The 1,065-nt window shown below is 47.0% G+C and carries 1 protein-coding gene; it reads left to right on the forward strand.

The window, feature by feature from the left end; genetic code table 11:
* A partial coding sequence (locus tag CBG10_RS08295) for a Rib/alpha-like domain-containing protein (RefSeq protein WP_263851602.1) occupies positions 1-1,065 on the forward strand: 1,065 nt, incomplete at both ends.

Genomic DNA, 1,065 nt, shown 5'->3' on the forward strand with positions numbered 1-1,065 from the left:
CTCCAGATGTAACTACTGCAGGAGACAAGCCAGCAACTGTTGTTGTAAGCTACCCAGATGGCTCAAAGGACGAAGTACCAGTAACCATCCACGTAACCAACCCAGCAACTGATGCGGACAAGTACACTCCAGAAGGCCAAGACGTAAATACCAAGACTGGCGTTGTACCAAATCCAGCAGAAGGTATCAAGAACAAGAGTGACTTACCAGATGGCACTAAGTACACATGGAAAGACACGCCGGATGTAACTACTGCAGGAGACAAGCCAGCAACTGTTGTTGTAAGCTACCCAGATGGTTCAAAGGACGAAGTACCAGTAACCATCCACGTTACGAATCCAGCAACTGATGCAGACAAGTACACACCAGAAGGTCAAGATGTAAATACCAAGACCGGCGTTGTACCAAATCCAGCAGAAGGTATCAAGAACAAGAGTGACTTACCAGATGGCACTAAGTACACATGGAAGGACACTCCAGATGTAACTACTGCAGGAGACAAGCCAGCAACTGTTGTTGTAAGCTACCCAGATGGCTCAAAGGACGAAGTACCAGTAACCATCCACGTAACCAACCCAGCAACTGATGCGGACAAGTACACTCCAGAAGGCCAAGACGTAAATACCAAGACTGGCGTTGTACCAAATCCAGCAGAAGGTATCAAGAACAAGAGTGACTTACCAGATGGCACTAAGTACACATGGAAAGACACGCCGGATGTAACTACTGCAGGAGACAAGCCAGCAACTGTTGTTGTAAGCTACCCAGATGGTTCAAAGGACGAAGTACCAGTAACCATCCACGTTACGAATCCAGCAACTGATGCAGACAAGTACACACCAGAAGGTCAAGATGTAAATACCAAGACCGGCGTTGTACCAAATCCAGCAGAAGGTATCAAGAACAAGAGTGACTTACCAGATGGCACTAAGTACACATGGAAGGACACTCCAGATGTAACTACTGCAGGAGACAAGCCAGCAACTGTTGTTGTAAGCTACCCAGATGGCTCAAAGGACGAAGTACCAGTAACCATCCACGTAACCAACCCAGCAAATAATGATC

The sequence above is a fragment of the Limosilactobacillus reuteri genome (genome assembly GCF_002254085.1).
Classification (GTDB): Bacteria; Bacillota; Bacilli; order Lactobacillales; family Lactobacillaceae; genus Limosilactobacillus; species Limosilactobacillus reuteri_K.